The sequence below is a fragment of the Flavobacterium sp. ENC genome, from assembly GCF_020991415.1.
Taxonomy (GTDB): Bacteria; Bacteroidota; Bacteroidia; order Flavobacteriales; family Flavobacteriaceae; genus Flavobacterium.
Genome location: NZ_JAJMOY010000002.1, coordinates 388,403 through 409,678, shown reverse-complemented (window position 1 = coordinate 409,678; position 21,276 = coordinate 388,403). Strand labels below are relative to the sequence as shown.

14 protein-coding genes are annotated in these 21,276 nt (G+C 42.0%); all 14 read left to right on the top strand.

Going from position 1 to position 21,276, the window contains the following annotated elements; translation table 11 throughout:
* The first annotated feature begins 862 nt into the window (after nucleotides 1-862).
* Nucleotides 863-1,432 (top strand): DUF4255 domain-containing protein, encoded by a 570-nt coding sequence (locus LPB89_RS06560; protein ID WP_230700965.1) that lies wholly within the window; start codon nucleotides 863-865, stop codon nucleotides 1,430-1,432.
* Nucleotides 1,429-2,265 carry a hypothetical protein gene (locus tag LPB89_RS06555; protein WP_230700964.1) on the top strand — a complete coding sequence of 279 codons (837 nt, stop codon included), beginning with the start codon at nucleotides 1,429-1,431 and terminating at the stop codon, nucleotides 2,263-2,265. Before LPB89_RS06560 ends, LPB89_RS06555 begins: the two co-directional genes overlap by 4 nt.
* 37 nt (nucleotides 2,266-2,302) lie before the next feature.
* The gene (locus LPB89_RS06550; RefSeq protein ID WP_127340818.1) at nucleotides 2,303-3,880 is read left to right on the top strand and encodes a phage tail sheath C-terminal domain-containing protein; all 1,578 of its coding nucleotides are present in this window, start codon (nucleotides 2,303-2,305) and stop codon (nucleotides 3,878-3,880) included.
* Nucleotides 3,881-3,930: 50 nt separating this feature from the next.
* Entirely contained in the window at nucleotides 3,931-4,401 is a 471-nt protein-coding gene (locus tag LPB89_RS06545; RefSeq protein WP_127340819.1) for a phage tail protein, read from the top strand.
* Nucleotides 4,391-4,858 carry a phage tail protein gene (locus tag LPB89_RS06540; RefSeq protein WP_127340820.1) on the top strand — a complete coding sequence of 156 codons (468 nt, stop codon included), beginning with the start codon at nucleotides 4,391-4,393 and terminating at the stop codon, nucleotides 4,856-4,858. Before LPB89_RS06545 ends, LPB89_RS06540 begins: the two co-directional genes overlap by 11 nt.
* A gap of 5 nt (nucleotides 4,859-4,863) precedes the next feature.
* Nucleotides 4,864-5,034, top strand: coding sequence for a DUF5908 family protein (locus LPB89_RS06535; RefSeq protein WP_161568460.1), 171 nt, complete (start codon nucleotides 4,864-4,866; stop codon nucleotides 5,032-5,034).
* Nucleotides 5,035-5,045: 11 nt separating this feature from the next.
* Nucleotides 5,046-5,723, top strand: coding sequence for a hypothetical protein (locus LPB89_RS06530; RefSeq protein ID WP_230700963.1), 678 nt, complete (start codon nucleotides 5,046-5,048; stop codon nucleotides 5,721-5,723).
* Nucleotides 5,720-7,519: a type VI secretion system tip protein VgrG gene (gene vgrG, locus LPB89_RS06525; protein WP_230700962.1), complete on the top strand. Its 1,800-nt coding sequence runs from the start codon at nucleotides 5,720-5,722 to the stop codon at nucleotides 7,517-7,519. The genes LPB89_RS06530 and vgrG overlap by 4 nt, the downstream gene beginning before the upstream one ends.
* 207 nt (nucleotides 7,520-7,726) lie before the next feature.
* Entirely contained in the window at nucleotides 7,727-8,026 is a 300-nt protein-coding gene (locus LPB89_RS06520) for a PAAR domain-containing protein (RefSeq protein ID WP_230700961.1), read from the top strand.
* Nucleotides 8,019-8,453 carry a GPW/gp25 family protein gene (locus LPB89_RS06515; protein ID WP_230700960.1) on the top strand — a complete coding sequence of 145 codons (435 nt, stop codon included), beginning with the start codon at nucleotides 8,019-8,021 and terminating at the stop codon, nucleotides 8,451-8,453. Before LPB89_RS06520 ends, LPB89_RS06515 begins: the two co-directional genes overlap by 8 nt.
* Nucleotides 8,454-8,455: 2 nt before the next feature.
* Nucleotides 8,456-12,199 carry a baseplate J/gp47 family protein gene (locus tag LPB89_RS06510; RefSeq protein WP_230700959.1) on the top strand — a complete coding sequence of 1,248 codons (3,744 nt, stop codon included), beginning with the start codon at nucleotides 8,456-8,458 and terminating at the stop codon, nucleotides 12,197-12,199.
* A gap of 6 nt (nucleotides 12,200-12,205) precedes the next feature.
* Nucleotides 12,206-14,977: a hypothetical protein gene (locus LPB89_RS06505; RefSeq protein ID WP_230700958.1), complete on the top strand. Its 2,772-nt coding sequence runs from the start codon at nucleotides 12,206-12,208 to the stop codon at nucleotides 14,975-14,977.
* Entirely contained in the window at nucleotides 14,964-18,686 is a 3,723-nt protein-coding gene (locus tag LPB89_RS06500; protein WP_230700957.1) for a contractile injection system tape measure protein, read from the top strand. Before LPB89_RS06505 ends, LPB89_RS06500 begins: the two co-directional genes overlap by 14 nt.
* A 76-nt stretch (nucleotides 18,687-18,762) precedes the next feature.
* Nucleotides 18,763-21,267 carry a hypothetical protein gene (locus LPB89_RS06495; RefSeq protein ID WP_230700956.1) on the top strand — a complete coding sequence of 835 codons (2,505 nt, stop codon included), beginning with the start codon at nucleotides 18,763-18,765 and terminating at the stop codon, nucleotides 21,265-21,267.
* Nucleotides 21,268-21,276: the final 9 nt, after the last annotated feature.

The following is a 21,276-nucleotide window of genomic DNA, read 5'->3' as shown; positions in this document are numbered from 1 at the left end:
AGGCATTGTGGAAGCAATTCCAAAATATGAGGAGAGAAAAAAAAATTTTACCGCAGGGAACGCAAGTTTTTTTTACTGTGCTGAAATAATCACGCAAAGGCGCAAGGTCGCAAAGTTTATATTATTAATGACTTGCTTCTGCATCTTAGGGACGTTAATCCTACCATAAGAATATAAAGCTTAAAAACTTTGCGACCTTGCGACTTTGCGTGATTAAAACAGTACAACTTATAAATTAACGTTACATAAACATAGGAGAACGCAAAGTTTTTTTTTAATGTGTTGAAATAATCCCGCAAAGGCGCAAGGGCGCAAAGTTTATATTATAAATGACTTGCTTCTGCATCTTAGGGACGTTAATCCTACCATAAAAACATAAGCTTAAAAAACTTTGCGGCTTCGCGACTTTGCGTGATTAAAACAGTACAACTTATAAATTAACTTTACATAAACATAGAAGAACGCAAGGATTTTTATCAAATATAGCTTTAGAAACCGCAAACTTCGCAATACAGATAGCTATCAGGATTGTATTGATTTAGCTTTGCGAACTTTGCGTAATAATGTATTGTTAAATAAAAATCTTTGCGCTCATTGCGGTTAAAAAATAAGCAGTACGTATTCTTCTATGTTTTCCGTTGAGTCTTATTCTATTACTCACATACGTATAAAATTTTTCTTTTTCACGCAAAAAAAGCCCCTGTCTACATTTTGTCTACAAAAGCGTTACATTTTTACAGGATGTATACGAAAAGTACATTCTTAAAATCGCATCCGTATTCCTTTCTAAAGTACTTTTACCAGTATAATCTGACTACCAGTTTGTTTGGTCCGTTCAGCCAAAATTTAGAATTACAGCACCATGATACATCAGTCACTTCTATTTACGAATAAACTGCTGGGACAGTTTTTAAAAAACCGTTTTGGACTCGACGAAGAAAAAATCGTCCTGAACTATCTTATTGATACCAGTGGTGCCTTTCCGAAAGCCAACCAGAACAAAGTCGTTTTATCGCTGATTAATGTAGAAAAAGAAACCAATCAGCCCTTTTATATCAAAAACAAAAGACTCGAAAACGGCAATTATTCGAGTTTTAATCCCGTCGAAAAATACAATCTGGATATCCTGATCAGCAGCAATTTTGACGATTATACAGAATCCTTAAAATTCCTGGACGCTATTATCTATTTTTTCCAGATCAACAATTATCTGGATGCTTCCTCCTCTTCGAGTATTCCCGACGGAATCACCAGACTCGAATTCGAATACGAAAAAATCTCCTACCACCAGATGCACAGCTTATGGACGGCCATGGGGGCCAAGTACCAGCCCTCCATCATTTACAAGATGAAACTGATTAAAGTTCAGGCCAATGAAATGACCGAAATCATACCGGCGGTTACCAATACCAATAATACGATCCTATCATGAGTCAGAGCGTTTACATAAAAGCCTTTGATGTGATGGTATTCCATACTTTTTTTGATACCGGCAAATGCAACAGCCTGCATTTTATTCCGGACCCGGATACCGAAAAAATATTCGGGAAGTTTGGCCTTCGAATGAATCAGCTTTCCAATGGATTTGAACTCTTTCTGAAATCCGGTTCATCGGTCACCGATACCTTAGATTATATATCGAAAACTACATCGCTGGACTATTTCGTATTCAATATCCAGTCCGACAATCCCTTTTTTATGCTTTTTACGGCAATACCCATCAATTTTCCGGGACAAATTACCTATACCAGCCAGGATCCGGAAAATCAGGACAATAATGGTACTGTGATACTGCATGAAACGTTGCAGCAGGAAAAATCAAATTCGTTTTTTGGTCAGCTAAAAATCTCCTTTGAAGATCTTAAAAAAACAGCCGATACGAGTCCGTTGCATTTCGAAATGAAGTTTACAGCCCGGGCAACGCAGTGGCAGTATTATGTCATTAATAAAAATTCAGTTTCGCTTCAAAATCCTGTTATTAACGAAAAGGGAAAAATGCAGTTTGACGATCCGCAACAGGTCGTATTGCAGACGGGAGAAAAAGCCCTCCTTTTTACCTCCGGAGCCACTCCTATTGTGCTCAGCGAAAAACCAAAATATAAATTTGATCTCATCAGTACAAACGGATCAAACGAATCCGGTCCGAAAAATACAAAGGACAAAGTGCTCCTCAAAGGGCTGCCCGTTCCCGATGTTTCGCGGATTGGAATCATCGAAAACGCAGGAACTATTCAAGTTACATCACCCATGTATATCTATTTATAAAAAACTATTTAAAAATGAACCTTAAAAACTAAAATCAATGAATTTATCTACCATCCAGACTCCTGGTGTTTATATTCAAGAATTAAATGCTTTTCCGAATTCCGTTGTGGCAGTAGCTACGGCAGTACCGGCATTTATTGGATACACACCACAAGCTTCTTACGAAGGGAAATCGTATACGAATGTTCCGGTAAGAATTACATCGTTTGCTGATTTTCAAGCCTTTTTTTGTTTTCCGGATCCACCGCTTCCTGCGAGTCCTGCCAAACAATACAGTCCTGAATATTACTTGGTACAGCAAAAAAGTCAGCCGCTAAAGGGCGATTATATGTTGATCTCAGGATCGTTCTACTCCATAGTTCCGGATCCTTCTACGGTGTATTACCTGTACAACAGTGTGCGTCTTTTCTATGAAAACGGCGGCGGCGACGCTTACATTGTATCCGTTGGATCCTACGGAACCCAGGCCAAAAAACCAATGACTCCGGGTACTCCGCTGATCAATCCAAACGTACAATTAAACGATCTTACTACGGGTCTTGCCCTTTTAAAAAATGAGCCGGAACCTACCATGTACATCTGCCCTGAGGCAACATTGTTAAGCGTAGCAGACAATGGTACGCTTATGGAATCCATGCTTTTGCAATGTACTACGATGCAGACTGCCATGTGTTTGTTTGACATTATTGGAGGAGATGATCCGGACCCGATTTTATACACGCAGGATATTGCCAACTTCAGAATGAACACCGGTTCTGTGGGACTAAATTACGGAATGGCCTACTACCCTTTTATCGGGACCACCATCATGCAAAATTCGGATATTGATTATACGAATTTGTTTGGCGGAGACCTTAAACAATTAGAACCGATTATCAATCCGCCAAGTGCGCCAAATGCAAGTGTGGCAACCATCATTGCCGGTATTCAGAATCCTGACAGTACTTTAACAGTTACACAGAACAACAATGCCCTTTTAATTGCAAGTCAGACGTATTCCTTAATTATCAAACATGTATTAAGTGATGCGAATATCCTTCCTCCAAGTGGGGCTATGGCCGGGGTGATTACCACCACAGATAATGCCGTTGGCCCATGGCAGGCACCTGCCAATACTTCGATAGTGGGAGCCGCATCATTGCCGATTTCTATTTCGGAAAGCCAGCAGGCCAATTTAAACGTGGATGCTGTTTCGGGTAAATCGATCAATGCGATCCGATTGTTCAACGGACTTGGTATTCTGATCTGGGGTGCCAGAACACTGGACGGAAACAGTCAGGACTGGAAATATATTCCGGTACGAAGAACAATGATCTTCCTGGAGCAATCCTGTAAACTGGCGGCTCAGGCGTATGTTTTCCAACCGAATGACAAAAATACCTGGGAAGCGGTAATTGCTATGATTTCAAGCTTTTTAACTTCCATCTGGAAACAGGGCGGTTTGCAGGGCGCGAGTGCCTCTGATGCTTTTTCCGTAGCCTGCGGACTGGGTTCGACCATGACCGGAGATGATATCCTGAACGGTTTTATGAATGTTACCGTAAAAGTAGCAGTCGTACATCCTGCGGAATTCATCGTGCTGACCTTTCAACAACAAATGGTAGCGTCCAGTTAAGCCGCAACCCACTCAATTTAAGTAAATTTTTAATTTAAAAATAAAATATTATGCCAACAGATGATGGAAGCGTACAAGGCGCAACGTGGCCGATGCCGAAGTTTAGGTTTGAAGTAGATCTTGGAACCGAACTGACTAAAGTAGCTTTTCAGGAAGTTACAGGAATGGATGTCGAAAATCAGATTATAGAATACCGTAAAAGTAACAGTCCGCTTTTTTCTGTCGAAAAAATGCCCGGAATTACCAAATACGGCAATATTACCATGAAACGCGGCATTTTCGTAAACGATAATACGTTTTGGGACTGGCATCAGCAGGTCGTGATGAACACCATTAAAAGAAGAACAGTGCTGATCAAATTACTGGACGAAAAAGGCAATGTCACCATGCAATGGACACTGAACAATGCCTGGCCTACCAAAATTACCAGTACAGATCTGAAATCTGACGGAAACGAAGTGGCCGTAGACACTATAGAAATTGCACACGAACAACTGATTATTAAAAACGGTGGCAAATAGTGATTATCCGGTTAGCTTTTATTTTACCCTTTCTTTTTCAGGTGTAGATGCGGCTTTCAAGGAAGTATCCGGTATTTCCAAAGAGTTAAGCATGGAAGAAATTGTCTGCGGAGGCGAAAACAGGTTTAAATACCGCCTCCCAACGGTTTCCAACAGTCAGAACTTAGTCCTTAAGAGAGCCATTGTTCCCGTCGGATCCCAATTGGTAAACTGGTGCGCCAACTGTATTGATCAGGGATTATCGAATCCGATCCAGCCGCACAATGTGATACTCAGCCTGCTCAATGCAAGCGGTATTGTCTGTATGCAATGGACGTTCAATAATGCCTATCCGGTTAAGTATTCCGTTTCTGACTTAAACTCCCAGGAAAGCGGCATTGCCATAGAATCTATTGAACTGGCCTATACCTATTTCAATATTTCATCCAAAACAACTTTTGATAATCTTTTTACCTAGTACATATGCCAATCGAAATAAGAGAACTCATTATCAAAACAGAGATCGTCAGTACCAATGCGAAGCACTCTTCCGTGTCCAAAGAGAAAGAATTGTCCCTTTTAAGGAAACAATTACTCGAGGAATGCAAAAGGCTAATCGCGGAGAAAAATCAGGTCAACAGTTATAAACGTTAAAGAATACAGCAATGGCAGGTTTAGAATTAATGAAAATCACGGGATACACGGACGAGGAATTTCAAAACAAATTCGCCGGAAATCCGTATGCCTTTATGATCAACCCGGAATCAATCAAGGTACAAAAAAGCATTGAGTACAATGAACAACAGGCGCCGGCTACCAGCTCGGCTTCGCAAAAGTACAAAAGTACCCCAAGTGATAAATTAAGTTTTGAAATTGTCATAGACTGTACGGGTGTTGTGGATGCCAAACGCGTGGATATGGCGAAGGAAATAACCGCTTTAGAAACCATTATTTACACCTACAACGGTAAAATTCACCGTCCCAATTTTGTAAAAGTACAGTGGGGACAGAATATTACTTTTAATGGCGTCCTGGATTCCATCGACATTTCGTATACGCTCTTTAAACCTGATGGAAGTCCGCTGAGGGCCAAAATATCGTTGTCCTTCAGCCAGTACATTTCTCCCAAAACAGTCACCATGATCGATTCGCCCGAGTCTCCGGACTTAACGCATATCGTTACGGTGTCTGATGGAATGTCACTGCCCCAATTGTGCCTGCAAACCTGGAATGATGATTCGCTTTACGTACAAGTAGCACAATACAACAAACTGAATAAGTTCCGAAACCTGAGCGGTATAGATAAATTAATATTTCCTCCCGTAATTCCTTCCAACTCATGAGTACTTCAAGCGAAATAAAAGCCGGCGGAATCGCAACCTTCTCCATTCAGGTGGGTGGCAGCACCATACCTGATGAGCTGAGCGTACTTTCTGTTCATATCGAAAAAAGCGTCAACAGCATTGCCTTTGCCAAAATTGTGATTTTAGACGGAGAAGCCAGTACGGGAGAATTTGAGGCGAGTTCTTCTGCCACTTTTGTTCCCGGGGCAGCGATTAGTATCCTGGCGGGTTACGATGCGGTTAATACCGTTATTTTTAGCGGCGTCATCATGAGCCAGTCTATTCGTATTGACAGCCTCGTAGGATCGGCTTTGGAAATCGAATGTCGTGATGCGGCAGTCAAAATGATTGTGGGCCGAAAAAGCCTGACGTATTCGAATCAAAAAGACAGCGATATCATTTCGTCCATCATAGGAACCTATTCCGGATTAACTGCCAATGTTACGGCCACCACAACCACCTGGCCGGAACAGGTACAATATTATGTAACGGACTGGGACTATATTCTTGCCCTCGCCGAAACCAACGGGTTAATTGTAACCACCATCAACGGTAAAGTTTCCGTAACTGCTCCCGATAGTGATACCAGTTCTGTCCTTACGGTAACGTATGGTGACAATTTACTTGAATTTAATGCCAAACTAAACGCTGTGAATCAGTTAGGAAATGTAACGGCCAATACCTGGGATTATAAAAATCAGGTGGTCATCAATAGTGAGGCCACGCCAAATGTAAGCGGATCCGGAAATTTAAGTTCTCAAAAATTATCTGAGGTAATCGGACTTTCCGCTTTTCAGCTGCAGACCTCAGGACCACTGGAAACGGCAGATTTAACTGCCTGGTCGAAAGCGCAAATCATTAAAAGTGAATATTCCAAAATAACCGGTGAAGCCAAATTTCAGGGAACCAACCTGATTGATCCCGGAAAATACATGACGTTTAGTGGTGTCGGGGATCGTTTTAACGGCGATTACCTCATCGCGGGCGTTGTGCACGACCTTTCACAGGGAAACTGGATTTCTGAAGTCTATCTGGGCATTTCGCCGCTTTGGTTTACCGAAAAACCGGATGTAATGTCCCCGCCGGCTTCCGGACTTATTCCGGGCGCAAGGGGTTTGTTCAACGGAACCGTAAAACAAATGTATGAAGATCCCGATTCGCAATTCCGGATTCTGGTGAATGTGCCTTTGTTTGATGCCAATGGTGCGGGAATCTGGGCCAGACTGTCCAATTTTTATTCGACCAGTGGTGCCGGAGCCTTCTTTTTGCCCGAAGTCGGAGACGAGGTCATTCTTGGTTTCTTAAACGAAGATCCGCGCTATCCTGTCATTCTGGGCAGTTTATACAGCGGTACGAAAATAAAACCGTTTACGGGCCTGGAACCCAACGAAAAAAATTCAGTCAAAGCCATTGTGTCCAAATCCGGGATTTCAGTCCAGTTTGATGACGAAAATATCGTCTGGACTATTGCCACGCCGAATAAAAATACGATCATCATCAGCGATAAGGATAAAAAAATCACCGTCAGCGATCAGAACCAAAACACGCTGGTCATGTCGGAAAGCGGGATTGATTTGTCCAGTCAAAAAGACATTAGCATTTCGGCACAGCAAAATGTCAGCATCAAAGGCATGCAGGGCATTACTATCGAATCCAGTGGCGGCGATGTAGCCACAAAAGGGCTGAATATTAAAGACAATGCCGACATGCAATATTCCGCTCAGGGCGGACAAATGGCGCAGGTTTCAGGAGGAATGGAGTTAACGCTGAAAGGCGCGATGGTGATGATTAATTAAGAGGAAGGTTCTGAGGTTCTGAGGCGCTAAGGTTCTGAGGTTTTTAGGTACAAAGGGGCAGAGGTTCAGAGGGGCAGAGGTTTTTAGCTTGGCGACTTTGCGACTTTGCGACTTTGCGTGAGAAAAAGAGTATAGAATAAAGAGTAAAGAGTAAAGACAAACGATCAAACAACAAACAATAAACAATAAACAATAAACAATAAACCCATGCCACCAGCAGCACGATTAACAGATTTTCATGAATGTCCGATGGTTACTCCTGCCGTGCCACCGGTTCCCCACGTTGGCGGGCCAATAATTGGCGTAGGAGAACCAACGGTCCTTATCGGTGGATTACCGGCAGCGAGGGTCGGTGACATGCTGGTTTGTGTCGGGCCGCCGGATTCGATCATAAAAGGATCGGCAACTGTAATGATAGGCGGATTGCCTGCCGCAAGAATGGGAGATCAGACTGCTCATGGGGGATCAATTGTCCTTGGAGCTTTTAATGTAATGATCGGTGGATAATACGGAAGATAAAAGAGAAAACACCTTTTTAGGTTCGGGATGGGCTTTTCCCGTGTCTTTTTCTGTGGGTAATTATCAGCTGAATACCTCTTCCAATGAAACGAATATCAACGAGTCGATCAATATTATCCTCAATACCCGCAAGGGAGAGCGTACGCTGGAAGCCAATTTTGGTTCCGGTTTACAGCAATTTATGTTTAGAAAAATTGATCCGAATTTAAAAGGCGAAATTATAGAAACTATCAAGTTTTCCTTATTACGCTATGAACCCAGAATACTGGTACAGGAAGTACGGGTTGCCGCCACGGACCTGACGAATGGGGTAATCGAAATACTGATCATTTACATCTATTCGCAGACCAATACCAGACATAATTATGTATTTCCTTTTCACCTGAAGGAAGGAACCAATTTATCCCGAAAATAATAATGATTGTAACCGATCAAAATAGCGCCCTGAATTCACGCAACGAAGCACTCGTTCCAAATCTGTATTTACTGGACGGAAGGACCGAGCAGGACTGGTTGTACTTTCTTACCGAATTCAGCAAGCTGATTAATTTTTATAATAATACCAATACCATCGAAGGAAACTGGAATCCGTTTTTACTGAAAGATCCTGTTTTCCTCATGGCTGCTATCTCCGGCACCAATTTCAAAGGGCTGCATAGTACTTATAAAAACAGCTGTACCGAAATTCAGACTTTAATAAGCACAGAAAGCCAGGGAATTTCGAATTCCAATGCCTTGAACAAACTATTTGACCATATTACAACAATTTATAAAATCATCGAACGCTGGACGCATTATATGCAGATCGGCAACGAAAAGTACGACCTTAAAAATTATATACTCAACGAAGTTCAGACGAAACTAAGTATTGATTTCTGGGCAGTTCAGGCTTTCAGGCAATATTTGTATACGGCTCCGTCTAAAGGAATTTTTATTGCCGGTGCCCCGTATAACGACTTTGCATCGTTTCAGGTTTCGCTCTGGACGATCAATAAGGACAAAAGTCCTTTCTGGGAAATTTTCGGATACGACACCGAACAAACGATCCTGAATGCACTCGGTACCATCACTTCCTTTTGTCTCGGTATCCTGACGAGAATTGGGGATCGCCTGTTTGGTTTTTTAGAAACTATCATTCACCACTCTTCCAATGAATTTAAAAAATTAAGCCTTCAGAAAAGTAAATTTCCGGATACGACACTGCTGCGTTCTTTTGTAAATGTACTGAAAGTACAGCAGGACCAGCTCAACGGAATTTCTCAGAAACACCTTGATTTTTATTATAAAGACATTTTAAAACAGACCAAATTACCTGCCGCTGCAGACCGTGTCTTTTTATACGCCACACTGGCCAAAAACAATTCGGTATTTGAGTTGCCGGAAGGTACTTTATTTAACGGCGGCGTTGATGCGGACAAGAATCCCATTTTATTTGCTTCCCAAAAAGACGTCACGCTAAATCCGGCCGTGATCAAAAGCGTGCAGACCCTTTCGTACCAGGAAGCGCCGAATACTTTGTCCTATAACTTACAGACTATTGCCAAACCGTCCGTGATTCAAAAGGACGAAACCGGTAAAACAATCAGCTGGTCTGCTTTTGGAGATACAACTCCTCCGGCCGCCCCGCTCTATACCGGAATTGCTTTTGCTTCTCCGATGTTGCTGTTGCGCGAAGGCCAAAGGGATATCACGCTGACACTCGAATTTGATTCGGCCATTAATATAAATGAATTTCAGGGCGGCCGTTATTTCCTCAGTACCCAAATGAGCTGGCTGGAAGTCCATTTATTACCGTCTGCCTTTCAGTTAAGTACTGTGTCTGCCAACAGTCTTATCATCACTATTAGCCTTGACCCTTCTAAACCGGCCATTGAGCCCTTTCTTATCAATCCGGACGGAATACAGTCGAATTGGCCTTTGCTTAAAATGGTATTCCAAACCATTTCCAAACCCGGCACGCCTCCAAAAATACAGGCTATTACAATAGCTTTGGATATTACAGAAGTAAAAACATTTCAATTGTATAACGATTTTGGGGAATTGAATACCAAAAATCCCTTCCCTCCTTTTGGTCCGATTCCGTTATTCAATTCTAATTTTATAATCGCTAACAATGAAATATTCAGCAAGCCGCTTACTGAATTTGTGGTCAGTATAGACTGGGATAAGATTCCGTCTGATTTCAGGACGTATTATGCTGCTTACAATAATTATATCGCTTACCCGGATGCCTCAGGCCCGGTGCTCAAAGCGAACACCAGTCTGGCCAGATTCCTGCACAGAACAAAGGAAACACCTCCCGTGATTCTTGCGGGGCCTTTTAATAATCCCTGTTTTACGGCTGCTTTTAGTATTCTGCAGGAAAAAACATGGAATAACCTGACCATGACCAAAACCACCAAACCTGTCGTGCCTCCCGTTGTAACTCCTGTTGTATCTGAAGATGAGCCTGTTTTTATTCCCGCTGAGCAGATTTTTACTGCGCTTTATTTATTTGATTCTGCAGCGGGAGATCCGAATGTGCCTTTCAACAGTACCTGCAGCAGTTATTTCGAATATAGTATCAATTCACATTCGAAAGAAGAACCGACCAGTACACTACAACCGGATCCGTACATTCAAAACCAGCCTTTCAAATACACGGATACCAGTTCTTCCGGATGTATAAAAATGGTTTTATCCGGAAATGAATATGGTTTTGGCTCCGAAATATATCCAAATGTCGTAGCGAATATTGCTTTGCAGAACGGGAATCTTTTCAATAAGGCAAAAGGCGACCCGGTTTCCAATTTTATCGTACCGGCCAACCTGCCCTTTGCCCCGAAAATCAAAACTTTGTCGGCAAATTACAAGGCAAGTATACGCTATCAGCTGGATGGTACTGCCGGAGATTATCCGCTACAGTATTTTATCTATACTCCTTTTAATAATTACCAGTTGTTTGACAGTACCGATACTACCGCTACAGTAGCCAATACCGCTATTGCAGGTGCTCCGCAAACCGACCTGACAGCCGGTTTTCCGCTTTATCCGTCATTTGGTTACTCGGGAGCATTATTCGTGGAGCTGGAACATTTAATATGCAACAGCACTTTAAATTTATATTTTGAGCTTGCCCGAAATGCAACAACGATTAGTCCCGGAGACACGGTGTCTTATTTCTATCTGAACAATTCCGGCTGGAAAGAAATAAAAGCCTTATCTGATCAGACCAATCAGTTTAAATGTTCGGGAATTATAGTACTTCCCATTCCGGAAGACTGTGCTAATAATGGCACTTTTATGCCTGGCACCAACAACTGGCTTTCCATTGTGGTGAGCGGTAAAGTGAATACCTATTCCAATACCACTTTTCTGCAAACCAACGGATTTATGGCAGAGCGCACCGGAACGACATTTCTGGCTGATACCCAAACACCGCAGATCAGCAGCAACACGATCACCAAACCGCAAACTGCTATTCCGCAGATCGCGACACTGGTACAGCCGTTTGCTTCTTTCGGGGGAAAAGCAGCAGAAAATAAAACCACTAAAAACCAAAGAATCAGCAACAGTATCAAAACCAAAAAAAGAGCCGTTACGCCTGCTGATTATTATACATTGATCGCTGAAGAATTCGATATCATTTATTATTCAAAAGTAGTGCAGAAAAAATCAGACAACAGCACTACTGTTTACGTCGTCCGTAAAATAACCGATGAAAGCGACACGAGTGCCTATCTTCCGCTGGTAACGAACTGCCTTGAAAGCGACATACAAAAATTTCTAAATGACAATACCTCGCCTTTCGCTGCTGTAAATGTTTCCAATTTCAATCCGGAATACGTGACCATTACAGCAAAAATAACAGTGAAAAGCGGCTATCAGGAAACGCTGATTCAAAATACGGTAAACCTCGCGCTCAAACAGTATTTGTCCCCCTGGATCACAGCTTTTCCGTCCCAAATAGAAATAAACCAGGCACTTACCGACGCCGGGGTAAATACATTCATCAGGACAATTGAAGGCGTTGAGGCTGTCGAAAGTATTTCTTTTTCAAGCTATACCCTTGATCCCGGAACCGGCATACAAACTATTATAAAAAGCGCTAAAACCAAGCTGCAGCCTTACGGACCCGCAGCGCTTTTAGTTTCAGCAGACCAGCATACTATAACTTTTTAAATCACCATGGATAACGCTAATCACATCACCAAAAAACAGCTTCCTCCTTCCCAGGATTTTACTTTCCTGAAGGGAGAGGCGATGGATTATGTGCAAAAACATATCGGCAGCGAATGGACGAACTTCAACCCGAGTGATCCCGGAATGACGATTTTGGACCAGTTCTGTTATGCGTTGACCGAACTGGGCTATTGTACCGATTTTAGTGTTGCGGACATCCTGACCGGTCCTGACGGCAAGATGGAAATGGAAGACCAGTTCTATCAGCCTTATGAAATCCTCACGACTGCCCCTTATACTGTCGATGATTATAAAAAATACCTGATCGATGGCGTTGATAATATCGACAATGTTATGATCCTTTGTTACAGCGATAATGTTTTCCCTTTTAATAAGGTGTATCAGGTTTATCTGTATATAGATCCGGCAATTACGGATCCGGCTGAAATTTCAGGGCTTTGCAAATCGGCCTATTACCTCTTGAACAAAAGCCGTAATCTGGGGGAAATTTTCAATACTCCAATCGCTTTGCTTCCGGTAGATTGCTGGATTGATACCAAAATTGTACTTGAAAAAGATGCCGACCCCTCTACTGTTTTACAGGAATTGCAAACCAGTATCCGTTCTTATATATTTTCGAAAATAACGCAGTCAGGTTACGATACCTTAAAACAAAACGGCTACACAGCCGAAGAGATTTATGACGGTCCACAACTGGCAAACGGCTGGATTTTAACCGATTCCCTAACCGATAAAAAAGATACCGTACAAGGAATCGATTTAGTACCCATCATAGCCGCTGTCAAAGGTGTTGCCTCAGTATCGGGCGTGCAGCTGTATCAGAATCAGATGCCGGTTGCGGTGCTTCAGTCCCAAATAAGCGAAATCCTGGCTATTGATGTGATGGCTTCTTTTCAAAACCAAAAACTGAGCTTAAATGCGAACGGAAAAGAGTTACCGGCCGATACTTTCGGAGCTTTACGCAGCAATATGGATCATTTTAATGAAACTCTGGCCTGCATCAATGTTACAACCCGTCCAAAAACGCCAAAAAGCAGTTTTAGGGACATCAACAGCTACTACTCCATTCAAAATACATTTCCGCATCAGTACGGCATTGGCGATGATACGCTGGAAAATGCCTCGCAACCCGTTCAGGTGGCACAGGCACGTCAGCTAAAAGGCTATCTGACCCTCTTTGATCAGATACTGGCCAACCAGTTTTCGCAACTGGCGAATGTTTCCCAGCTGTTTTCTTTTAAAAATTCCCTTTGCGGCGCTCCTTCCGATGAAGAAACTTTTTATGCCGTAAAAGATAAATACCAGCAAAAACATCTGGAATACCCGGTGCCTTATAAAATGTTCTCACCAAGTTACTTTTATCAGTCGCTGTATACCGTGCCTCACATTAAGCCTTTGCTGAAAGACAATAGGGCTTTTAATTACAGTTACGGCAACGAATCCCCCGCGGAACAACTGGAAAAAAGCTGGTTCGAATACCAGCAGGATCCGTACAATCCGTATATTTTTGGTTTAATGCAAATCATGGAAGGGGAAAAAACGAACCTCGACCGAAGAAACAATCTGCTGGATCACCTGCTGGCCAGACATGGGGAATCCCCAAAACTGATTGATGCAATTATACACGACACTGTGTATACCGGAGACAAAAGAAAAGACCGGATTATTTTAAAAAGCCTGTATTTGCAAAACCTCGGATTGTTGTCCTACAACAGACAAAAGGCCTACAATTTTCTGGCAGCTAAAAAAATAGCCGCTACCACTGACGGAAACCTAGAGGTGAGCCTTCCGAAAATTAGCGACAGCCTGTTTGGAGCGATAAACGAAAATACCACCGATTTTATATTCAAATCAGAACAAATCAACAAAAAGGAGAAGCTAAACCAGCACGACTTCAATAATTTTTCGGCATTGGAACTGAAACTGAATTTATTGTTCGGGCTTAAGAACAGCTACAAAAATTTTATCTCGGCCGGACTGGACAATCAAAAAAGCAATATCGAAAATCTGTTCAACACCACTATTTATAAAACCATTCAGAAAGCTTTGTGGTTTAGCGAAAACAGGCACGGAAGTCTTTTGCTGGAAACGGTTTTACTCTTGAAACCTTTAAACTTTACTCTTGAAATCGTAAAACCGAATGCCGTAAACCAGGCGTATTATACGATTAACACTATTAGTTTTGAAACGGTCAGCAACCTGAATTATGTTTTAAACGCCACCGACGAAACAACTCTGGACACGGATTTGCAGAACGGTTATCTGCTGTTTTCCGGCACCAGATATGCGGTTACGGCAGGCAATATCGCGACAGAAAGCCTAAATGATTATGTAAAAACGGCTGCTTCGAATTATTCGTTCCGTATTACGGTTTCTTCGGGCAATGAAAAAATCACGATAGCTTCTAAAGTATTCAAAAAAAGCATTTTATTAGTATTCCCTGATTTTATTCCATCGCTGCAGACCCCGGAATTCAAGAAACGACTGAAACAATTTCTGAAACTGAACCTTCCTTTTAACGTAAGTTATGAATGCCTTTTTTTAAGCACTCAGGAATTGGAGACTTTTATTCCCGATTATATGTACTGGTATGAAAGTTTGCGGTACAAAGACAAATTACTTCCGGTGCAGCCAGCTTCGGGAGATACAGCCACAGCCCTTAAAGCCCCGGCCGCAGTCCTAAATCCGGTTACGGCTGCCCTGAACCTGATTAGTAGTTTAACCTCAATTTTAGAAACAAGAAATGGAACCCATTAACAGCCATATTGTAGCACGTCTGAAGTGGGATACTACTTTTGATACCCGGGCAGAAGGATACCGCCTTCAGGAACGCCTGAGTACCTGGAGCAAAATTGCGTTGCCGGGGGAAGTGACCAGCGTATTCAATGAACTTTGTCCGCCCGAACAGAGCTGGAGAATTCAGTCTTTGGAATTAGATCTTGGTGCCTGCGACTACAATGATCTTGAATTCGATCTGGGCGTTAAGATCCGCAGTCTGCTGCGGGAAAAAATAGCCGAACTGATCATCAACCAGAACAATCAGAAACAAAACCTGATTTCTGTATACAATAAGGAAAAATCGATGCTCGAAAACCTTACTGTGTTTTTACTGAAAGGCTATCTGCCATGGAATTTTCAAAATAAAGAAGGCTCTGCGAATCAGATTATGGCAGAGCTGCTGCAGCATCATCCGGCCGAAATTGTTGCGATTATCAAACAAACCGGATTAACGCACGAAGAAGTACGCAAAAGAATTTCATGGCAGTTTGACGCCAAAAATGTCAACAAAATAATCGCCGCACTTGAACCAAATAACAGCGGTTCTATTATCGAATTTTCCTCGATCATGACGAACCTTCAGGTCAAGGAAACTATTGTTCAGACCAGTACGGCCAGTTTCAAAAAGAACCTGTATTTCTTTATTCTGAACTTTTTGCTGCTGGAACGCGGAACGCTTTTTAATAAGATCGCTTTTATTAAAAGCAGTATCCTGCAAATGGCCAATCATTACAATATTTCGTACCCGGAGCTTATTCTGTTAATCGAAAATACCATCATTAAACTGTCTGACAAGACTACCGAACATAACGATTTTATTTTCTCCCTGAAAACACTGACCCAGGAGTACGAAACTCAAAAAAAAGCACCTTACCAATCTGAAAAAAGCACTGACTACTGGGTTCTTTTCGAACAATTGCTGACGGATAAAAAATCGCGAAAATCGAAATCGGAGAAAGATATCCTGAATGAATTGATGGCGGCACTGAACAATCAGAACAGCGCCAAACTCAGCACGCTGATAAAAAGGATTTTCGCTGCCGAAGAGGCTTTGATGTCCGTAATCGCGGATTTAGAGGAAACGGCTTTACAAATAGTGTTTTCAAAACTCGACAGCAGCCCGTCTTCACTGAACAGTGATACGATACGCTACCTGAATACGTTAAGCAGCAGGCTCAAACTGAAAACAAACAGCAGACTGCTTTGGCAAATCGGAATTGCCTTTCTGATCCGGAATAAAAGTGCCGATGCTGCCGTTTTTCTGCTGCATTGCATAAAAGAGTTAAGCAAAAAGAACCATCTGAATACCGAAGAATTGCTGGAAGCCTTTACAACGGCACAAATTCCCGCGTCATTAAAAACAACGAGCTCAGCCGTTATTTACAACCAGCTGAGTACGGCCTACTGCAATGAAATCGCCCGAACCAATTCAGATTACCCGGCCCGACATTTCAGGAACCTGCTGTCGAAACTGGAAGTACAGCTGCAAAAAAAATCGGCGAAGAACAAGGTTTTTTCCGACTTGCAAAACGCACTGACCAGCACTATTTCCCTGCATCCGAAAATGGCTTTTGAAGTTTTCCTGTCTTATGGAAATAACGGTTTTATCAAAAAAATACTTCCGTTAGTCATGAACCGTGACGTATTGCAGGTACTGATCAAAAAGACCGGTTATAAAAAAACGGAACTCGTGCAGACCATACAAATTGTATATGAAATTTTAAATGCAAAAGAAAAATATGAATTTCCGAAAGAGCTTCTTACCGAAGATTTGCTGCTGATAAGCGTACAGGAAATACTGCTGCATCCGGAACATGACCTTTCTTTGTTTCTGGAAACGGTGCTTATTTCCTTAGCGAAAAAAGTAACGAATACGAAACGTAAGGATTACATGCTGTTCATTGCTAAATTATTGCAGTCCGGAAGGGTCAGATCATTTGGTATTACCACTAAAAAAACCTTCCTGAACCAATTAAAAAACAACAGTACTATTGATATTGTGGCGCTTGCCCTGCTGCTTCAGAGTACATCTCCCGAAGCTCAGGCGGAGCTGTCGCATTTACTGGTTTCCAATTTCAATGATACTGCATTCACCCAGTTGCGAAAACAGGACAAAAAACAGGCTCAGGACATCATTTCCTATTTTATAAAAAACGGAATATTCCTGAAAAATAACTGGATTAAAAACAGCGCTGCTGAACTGGTTAAACAATCGAAAGCGCTTCCGAAAAATGAAATCAGCCATGAACTGAAGGAATTGTTCTGGCAAACCCTTCTGAACTATTCGGCTTATAAAGGAAATGAAGTCCTGTTTGGGAAAATGCTGCAAAAAGCTTTTACGGTTTATGCAAAACAAAGGGTTCTTCGTCAAAACAGCATATTCGATAACAAAACAAATACGATGGATACCGACACTTTTAACATACCAGCAGCCCGTTATTCTTTCACAGAAAATAACATTCCTGTTAGTCCCGAAGAAGATTTGCCTGCGGATCAGGGACTATTAGAAAGAGTAACAACTCCGGGAAATGTCCTGCTCTTTAACGGACGAAAACTTTCTGAAAAAGAAAAATACGACTGGTGTTTACAAGTCATTGTCGAAAGACAGATTCCAGCCGGTTTTACAATTTCCGGGACATTCGAAATTAAAGAGGTACTGAATGAAATGATCCGCAGTGCGCCCCAACTATTCTTTAAAATAATCAAAAAAGAATTCCTTTCCGAAGCACAAACCGACTGGCTGAGCCGAACGATCAGTTTCAGGATTTTAAGTGAGGCGGTCATTCAAGTAGACCAAAACAAAGAATCGTACCTGAGAATTCTGGAGAAATTCTATCATGTACTGGGTGCCATTACCATTCGCGGCATCGCAGCAAAAGACATGCAGAGCCTTTTGCTGAAAAAACTGCTGAATGCTGCAGCACACGACAACTGGAGCCTTATTTCTATTGATAAAATCTGGAACGAACTGATCTGGGAGGTGGTCACCAAAAAAGGAATTGCCAAAAAAAGCTTCCTTGCGGATATCGAAAAGCAGCTGTATCAGTTTCCACCTTCTTTGCAGCTTAGTTTCAGAGAAGTCATTCAGGCCGAAAAAAAAACCGTTCAGACGGTACAAAAAAAAGCAACACTTTCAAAAATCGAAAAATTAAAAATGCAGCAACATCCAAAGACACCGGTAAAAGAAGGGATTACAGTCCGAAATGCCGGAATCGTACTCTTAAACGACTATATCGTAATGCTTTTTGAACGCCTTGGACTGGTAAAGGATAACGAATTTACGAGTATTGAAAATCAGATTAGTGCCGTTCAGTATTTGCAATATGTAGTGACCGGATTAACGGAAACGGAAGAAACCTATTTACCGCTGAACAAAGTACTATGCGGGTTATCGATGCTGCACACCGTTCCGGATGAAATTGAAATTACGGAAGCGAATACCCAATTGATAAATGGCCTGATACAGGCGGCTATTTCGTACTGGGATGCCATTGGAGAATGTTCGGTGACCGGTTTCAGAGGCAACTGGCTGGTGCGTGAAGGAACTTTATTTGAGATGGAAGACCGATGGGAACTTACCGTAGACAAGAAACCCTACGATGTCCTGATCAACAAATCTCCCTTTGCTTTTTCGATCATGAAATACCCGTGGATGGATAAACCGCTGCACGTCAACTGGCCGTATTAGCCCATCCTGATTTAAAAATAAGAACAATAATAAACCGACCCTTGAAAATAAAAATTAATCAACTAAAAGAACAATTATGAACAGCTACAGTGAAAATCTACATTCCAGTGTATTGGCCTCATTAGAAAGCCAGGAATCGAATAAGAAAAAATTGGACTCCCAATTGAATTCTTCCATGTTTACACTTTATTATGCCGAAGGCGCTGAAATAGTGACCAACGACAAGTCTGTTACGGCAGCAAAAAAATACAATCAGTCGCAAAAAGTTAAAAAGCAGGCTACTGAAAGCAAAAATATTTCTACCAATATTGTATTGTCGGCCGGCCAGCAAAACAGCTACACGGCACAATCGGTAACCAATGTCGCCGTGAGTGCTTCTAACATTCAGATTGCGGCCAATGCTATCGTACGACTGGCAAGCGATATGGGAAGCATTTTTAGTATTGTAAATGCCGCCGACTACGGTACGCAGATTTATCAGCAAAGTTTTGAGGCGTATACGCTGATGAATACCACAGCCTATCTGGCAGAAGTAGCCTCCCAGCATGCCATGGAAACCTCTGCTTCTATTGCCGAAGTGGCCTCTTCTACCGTAGAAGACAAAGCCAAAGCTACAGACGCTTCGGTAGACAATTTACTGAAGGTGGCAACCGCCGATTTTACAGCTACAGCAGCCGTTGTGGCCGCCGAAAATGATGCCAAAGCAGCAGCAAGTGTCGTGACGAAAAATGCGCAGGGTGCTATCGAATCGAATAAGGTGGAACTGGAAGCTGCAAAAGTGGCCTACAACCTCAACAACAAAAGCCTGAACTATAACTTAAAAGTACATGTACCGGAAGTTTTCGACGGCTCGTACAATGTCTCTTTCGACTTTTACAAACCGCCGTTTAAAAGCAATGAAAAAGGGCAAAACACTTCCGCTCCTGGCTTGGACAATCCGGTAAAAAGCTATAATCTTTTCCTGGTAAAGGACAGTAAAAAATCGACTTTTTCAGCACTGACGGCAGAAGAGGCAATGGGAAATTCGCTGCAATACGTTCAGCTTATTCCGGCACTTAGCTCGCCTTCAGATACAGATCCGGCGAAAGCGCTTACTGCTGCTGTTGATAATTCAAATTCTTATTTTACTGCGCTGAATACGGCAAAACTGTCTAAAGAAAAAGTCCTTCAGGCCAAAGATCAACTGCGTGATGCCAATGCTGCTTTACAAACCGCTACTAAGGAAAAACAGGATGCAGACCAAGTTGTCCTGGACGGAAAAGACGAAATTGCCAAATTAACAAAAGAACTGCCTCAGGCCAAAGAAAAAGCGGGTCATACGGCTGAAGCGGCCAAAAAGGATCCGAAAAACACCGATCTTGCGAAAGCAGCCACACAGGCCTCCAAAGCTTTGAGCACTTTAGAGCAGACACTTGAAAATGCAAAGCTAAATGAAACCAAAGTATTTGACGCGGCAAAAGTTGCTGCCGATAGCCTGAAAATTGCCACAGCCAATGCAGCACATGCCAAAACGGACCTGACGAATGCTGAAACACAGGCTGAAAATGACCAAAAAGCAGTCGAAACTGCCGGACAACTGGTTGCAAGCTCCAAAAAAGAAGGATTCAAAAACATCCAGACTATTGATTTGGTAGATTCAGATAATGAGATGCTTGCGTTAGGCGAAAAGTACGTGATTTTTCTGCTGACCATATTTACGGATGATTACAAAAAAGGAATCAATACATACGATGATTTTCTGTCAGCTCCATCGGAAACTTTTAGCTTAAAAAATACACTAAAAGCCGTAACGGATATTGCCATAGAAAAAGAACCGGCAAAAAACATCCATATCCATCCTGATTTGCCGGTGTTGTCGCCTTATGCCATTACCTTTACCGTAGACGAGACCGATCATAAACATACCGAATACAGATGTATGTACTTGTCGTATAATGAAGACCTTTTTACCAGCAATGAACTGGATTATTTTGAAGAAACTATAGAGGTATCTGTCATTAAGAAAGAAATCCAGTACTCCAAAAATGATATTGACCAGTACAAAGGGGACTTAGCGGCCGTAAAAGCAAAAATCATTCAGTTAAACGAGGAGTTCAACAAAAAGATTAAAAATCTTGATCCGGTTAAGGATAAGGACTTAATTAAAGCACTGAATGAGGAACACAATCAGATTTTAAATAATTATACTCAGATTCAGACCGAAATCAATTCGAAATTGTTAATCGTGACTACGAAACTGGATCAGTTGTATCTTTCTTTTGAAAAAATGGTCGCTAAAAAACTGCCTAAGATAAAAAACAAAAAAGGCTTTTTCTTCAATCTGAAACTGGCAGAGAATGTTTCTTCAGGCAATTATACTGCAGCAGGTCCGGTTTCTAAAAATTCACTGACCTACGAGGCCGTAATTGACCCGACTACGACAGATAATTTCGGTAATGCGCTGATAGACGGCAAGACCTACATTCCTGTGGTGCTTTCTTTTTATACAGGAAATGAAACAACCGAAAATCAATACAACAACAATTTATCCGATTGGGAAAACGAAGAGCCGTTTCATTTTTCCATAACCAATAATCAGTAAAAACTAACC

Coding starts and splice junctions, on each gene's coding strand:
- LPB89_RS06560 (WP_230700965.1), top strand. CDS start 863: ATGATACATCAGTCACTTCTATTTACGAATAAACTGCTGGGACAGTTT.
- LPB89_RS06555 (WP_230700964.1), top strand. CDS start 1,429: ATGAGTCAGAGCGTTTACATAAAAGCCTTTGATGTGATGGTATTCCAT.
- LPB89_RS06550 (WP_127340818.1), top strand. CDS start 2,303: ATGAATTTATCTACCATCCAGACTCCTGGTGTTTATATTCAAGAATTA.
- LPB89_RS06545 (WP_127340819.1), top strand. CDS start 3,931: ATGCCAACAGATGATGGAAGCGTACAAGGCGCAACGTGGCCGATGCCG.
- LPB89_RS06535 (WP_161568460.1), top strand. CDS start 4,864: ATGCCAATCGAAATAAGAGAACTCATTATCAAAACAGAGATCGTCAGT.
- LPB89_RS06530 (WP_230700963.1), top strand. CDS start 5,046: ATGGCAGGTTTAGAATTAATGAAAATCACGGGATACACGGACGAGGAA.
- vgrG (WP_230700962.1), top strand. CDS start 5,720: ATGAGTACTTCAAGCGAAATAAAAGCCGGCGGAATCGCAACCTTCTCC.
- LPB89_RS06520 (WP_230700961.1), top strand. CDS start 7,727: ATGCCACCAGCAGCACGATTAACAGATTTTCATGAATGTCCGATGGTT.
- LPB89_RS06510 (WP_230700959.1), top strand. CDS start 8,456: ATGATTGTAACCGATCAAAATAGCGCCCTGAATTCACGCAACGAAGCA.
- LPB89_RS06505 (WP_230700958.1), top strand. CDS start 12,206: ATGGATAACGCTAATCACATCACCAAAAAACAGCTTCCTCCTTCCCAG.
- LPB89_RS06500 (WP_230700957.1), top strand. CDS start 14,964: ATGGAACCCATTAACAGCCATATTGTAGCACGTCTGAAGTGGGATACT.
- LPB89_RS06495 (WP_230700956.1), top strand. CDS start 18,763: ATGAACAGCTACAGTGAAAATCTACATTCCAGTGTATTGGCCTCATTA.